This window comes from Streptomyces sp. WAC04114 (assembly GCF_019733245.1).
GTDB lineage: Bacteria > Actinomycetota > Actinomycetes > Streptomycetales > Streptomycetaceae > Streptomyces > Streptomyces massasporeus_A.
Window position 1 is genome coordinate 1 of record NZ_JAIGQA010000316.1, and the last position, 4,237, is coordinate 4,237.

Sequence of the window (4,237 nt, forward strand, 5' to 3'; positions counted from 1 at the left end):
CCTCCCACCCTTCTGGAAGGCGATCGGCCCGGCCCTCCCCCCGGGCGCCGGCACCTGGTCGACGCGCTCCATCGCCTACTTCGACAACAACGCGATGACGACATCGCTCCTGGTCCTGGCAGCGTGGGCAGTGGCAGGAACGGCGATCACCCTGGCGGCGGCCACGGTAAGAAGGCGCGCAAACGCGACGTAGCCCCCGCCACCGCGCGCCCGCACCCGCGTACGGCGAGAAGGGGCCGTGTCGGGGGGTGTCCGCCCGCAGCGGCTGGCGCGTCAACGGACAGTCAGTCGGCGTGAGACCTCATCGCGCCGTTCCGAGGACGGACACCCCCCGGCGCGGCCCCGACCCACACCCAACGCCAAGGCGAAACGAGCACGCACCCACGGAACAGCCGCACACAGCGCAAAGCCCCGCCCCCACAAGAGGGGGCGGGGCTCCACAAACTCCGAGGCGTCAGCCGATCTCGGTCCCGGTAGCCGACAGCGCCTCGGTCACCGGCTGGAAGAACGTCTCCCCGCCCGAGGTGCAGTCACCGCTGCCACCGGACGTGAGCCCGACCGCCTTGTCGCCCGAGAACAGCGACCCGCCACTGTCACCCGGCTCCGCGCACACGTCGGTCTGGATCAGCCCGTTCACGATGTCGCCGTTGCCGTAGTTCACGGTGGCGTCCAGCCCCGTGACCTTGCCCTCGTGCACCTGCGTGGTCGACCCGCTCCGGGTCACCGCCATGCCGACGGTCGCGTCCGCCGCACCCGAGATCTTCTGAGTGGACCCGTTGTACAGGTTCACCTCACTCGGGTGGGCAACCTCCGCGGTGTACTTGACCAGCCCGTAGTCGTTGTCCGGGAACTGGGAGTCCGCGTTCGTGCCGATCTCCTTGCCGCTGGAGTCCGACCACGTGGAGATGCCCTCGGTGCAGTGCCCGGCGGTCAGGAAGAACGGCTCGCCACCCTTGACCACGTTGAAGCCCAGCGAGCAGCGCCCGCTGCCACCGGTGATCGCGTCGCCACCGGCGATGAAGGGCTTGTACTCCCCCTTCGACCGCTTGAGTTCGGCCTTCGCCCCGAGCCCGTCCACGACCTTCGTCAGCGTCGCCCACTCGGCCTTGGAGACCGTACGGTCGGCGGTCACGACGACCTTGTTCGTCGTCGGGTCGGTCACCCAGGCGGTGCCGGGGATGGTCGCGTCCGCCTTCAGCGTGCTGCGGGCACTCTTCAGCTCGGCGAGGGAGTTCGCCACCACTCTCGCCTTGGCGCCGGCCTTCTCGACGGTCTGCGCGGCGGCCTCGTCGAGCACGTTCACCACGAGGCTCTTGCTCTTGGTGTCGTAGTACGTCCCGGCCGCGTCGCCACCGAGGTCCTCGGCCAGCGTCGAGGCGAGCTTTCCGGCCGCCGTGACCGACAGGGTCCGGGGTGCGGACGCCTCAGGGGTCTCACTGGCGTTCGCGGTCTGGAACGTCACTCCCGCGGCAACCAGCGCGGCTATGCCCGCACCTGCCACGACTGCACGCCTCTTGGGTATGCGTCGGTGCTTCAACTTCTGTCCTCCTGTGGGGGGTCGGCACGAGAGGTTGTGGGGACCTCACGAGCCGGAAGGCTTCGTTGACGAGCGCCCACTATTCCGAGGACAACGGGGAGCACACAAGGGTGAGTTCGAGACGCGCGTAGACAGCGCTTCGCACGCCCCCTCATTTTGACCGTCCGCGATCAAATCGGACCCAACTCCCGTGCATTCACACTGCAAACATTACGCGTGAGTAATGTGCGCCCACTCTGCGAGGTCTGCACGTGGCTGAATTTCGCCCCTCTGACGGCCGGTTCGAAGGGTCACCCACACACAGTCCAAAACCCCGCAAACACCATGAAGCCCCCGCACGCAACGCGTGCGGGGGCATGACCCATGAAGTGCGGCGAACTGCAGCCGAGGACCTAGTAGACGCTGACGCCGTAGGCGCTCAGGGCCTCCGTGACCGGCTGGAAGAACGTCGTGCCACCGGAGGAGCAGTTGCCGCTGCCCCCGGAGGTCAGACCGTACGCCGTGCCGTTGCTGCCGTAGAGCGAGCCGCCGGAGTCACCGGGCTCGGCGCAGACCGTGGTCTGGATCAGGCCGGACACGATGTCCCCGCCGCCGTAGTTGACGGTGGCGTTGAGGGCCGTGACCCGACCGCTGTGCGTACCGGTCGTGGAGCCGTCGCGGATGACGGTGGTGCCCACGCTCGGGGTGGCCGCGCGCGTGATGTCCACGCCGTTCGCGGTACCGGGGCGGCTGACGGACCCGCTGTAGCGCACGATGCCGTAGTCGTTGCCCGGGAAGCTGGAGCCGGCGGTGGAGCCGATGACCGTGGTGCGGGCGGAGTTGGAGTACCAGGTGCCCGCGCCGTCGGTGCAGTGACCGGCGGTCAGGAAGTACTCGGTGCCGTTGCTGGCACGGACGTTGAAGCCGAGGGAGCAGCGCCAGCTACTCGCATAGATGGCGTCGCCGCCTTGGATGAGCTTGGTGAACTTGCCCGGGGTGCGCTTGATCGTGAGCGCGTCGGCGTTGCCGCCGGCCTGCTGCTTGATCTTCGCGATCTCGGCCTGCGTGACCGTGCTGTCCACGGTCAGGAGCACGCGGTTGGTCTTGCTGTCGACGGCCCAGGCGGTACCCGGGATGTCGGCCTTCAGCAAGGAGCCGCTGGCGCTCTTGAGCTCGGCGGCGCTGAAGGTGGTGGGGGCGTCGGACGCGTTCGCGCTGGGGATCGCGATCGCTGCGGCGGCAACGAGGCCGGTGGAAACGGCGATCAGCCGGGTCCGTCTCGAAATGCCACTGCGAGGGGTGGTGCGCTTGATCCTCACTTTTCGTTCCTCCACAAAGGAAGTCGGGGGCCCTCGTGGGGTTTCGGGCCCGTGAGGCGCAGTCAGGTACCGGCTGTCCGGATTCCGAACACGCCGTGCCCCTGACAAGCGCTGAGGGGGAGTATTCGGCCGAACGGCCGGTCGGCGCAAGAGTGCCTTTCGGACTTCAACCTTTGACGGTTGTTTACGAAGCGACTCCTGGCCTGCTCCCGCACCCCGCCCCACCGTCACGAAACTCCCCGTCCCACCGTCACGAAAGGGCACGCTCCCCCGCCGCGACCTCGACGCCCAGCGTGTTCCCCGGCGGCGGGAAGGGGCAGACGAAATGGTCGGCGAGGCGCACGGCGGCAGCAGCGCGCGGTTGAGGTCGACCGTCGTACGCCCCTCGGCGTCCGGTGCGGCGGGGCGCAGGAACCGGAAGCGGTAACTGCCGCTCCCGCTGGTGGCGTCGGCGAACACGGTCCACAGCGAGCCGTCGTCCTGGAGCGACACCTGAAGGCTCAGCTCCCGCCCCTCCAGCTCGAAGACCAGTTCCCCGCCGAGCCCGAGCCCGCGCTCCCGCGCGTCGGCGTTCGGCACCCGGACCGTCCGGCCGGTGTCGTACGGGGTGAAGCGCCCCGGCACCGCCCAGCGCGGGTCGTACGGCGTGACGCGCAGACCGTCGAACGCCCGGCGTGCGGGTGATTCCGGGTCGAAGTCCCGCACGCCCCACGCCCCCTCACGCACCAGCACGACCAGCCGCCACTCCCCGTACGCCACCCGGGCCTCGCTCGCGGGCCCCGGGTCGGCCGCGAGCCGCACCTCGCCGCCGAAGGGCTCTGCGCCCAGGGTGAGTCCGTCCGCCTCGGTGGCGGTCAGCACGACCGCGTCACCGTCGGCCCGCCAGGACCCGGGGATGTCCGGAAGTCGACCGTCCGGATAGTCCTCCAGCCTGGGGGTGCCCCCAGGCTGTTCAGGCACTGGGGGAGGGTGCCGATGAGCGCGAGCGGTCCGTACGGCGCCGACACCGTCGCGACGCGCCGCTCGTGCTACCGCTGCCAGTCCTGGGATGCGTCCGTCGTCATTCGGGCGACCCTGTCACACGGGGTGAGTCAGCCGTCGCAGGGCCGCCGTCGCACGGGACTCGTCAGCCGTCGCAGGGGCAGCAGCAGTCGCACCCGTCGCAGTCACAGTCCCGGCAGACGCCCTCGCGCCTCTTACGGGACCACGGCCCCTCGTACTCCTTCGCGCAGCACAGCTTGCAGGTGCAACACAGCAGCCAGAACATCCCGCAGCCGGCCCAGAACCCACGCCGGCGGGGCGGCTGGGGCGCCGGAACGCCCCCACCGAAACCACCGCCACCGAAGCCACCGCCGAATCCGTCGCCGCCGTACGCCCCTCCCCCACCGGCGTACGGATTCCC

The 4,237-nt window shown here is 69.8% G+C and carries 2 protein-coding genes and 3 pseudogenes; 1 reads left to right on the forward strand and 4 read right to left on the reverse strand.

Annotation, left to right across the window (positions count from 1 at the left end):
• Window positions 1-193: pseudogene (locus K4G64_RS38565) on the forward strand (DUF3533 domain-containing protein); the annotation flags it as partial.
• Window positions 194-454: 261 nt separating this feature from the next.
• Here the strand turns inward: K4G64_RS38565 and K4G64_RS38570 are convergent.
• The 4 genes and pseudogenes from K4G64_RS38570 to K4G64_RS38585 form a co-directional block, all read right to left on the reverse strand.
• Complete coding sequence (locus K4G64_RS38570; protein WP_221760513.1) at window positions 455-1,537, reverse strand: S1 family peptidase; 1,083 nt, start codon at window positions 1,535-1,537, stop codon at window positions 455-457.
• A 392-nt stretch (window positions 1,538-1,929) separates the two neighbouring features.
• On the reverse strand, window positions 1,930-2,835 hold the full coding sequence (locus tag K4G64_RS38575) for a S1 family peptidase (RefSeq protein ID WP_221760514.1): 906 nt from the start codon (window positions 2,833-2,835) through the stop codon (window positions 1,930-1,932).
• Between the two features lie 250 nt (window positions 2,836-3,085).
• Window positions 3,086-3,842, reverse strand: a pseudogene (locus K4G64_RS38580) (DUF1684 domain-containing protein).
• Between the two features lie 119 nt (window positions 3,843-3,961).
• Window positions 3,962-4,237 (reverse strand): annotated as a pseudogene (locus tag K4G64_RS38585) (hypothetical protein); the annotation flags it as partial.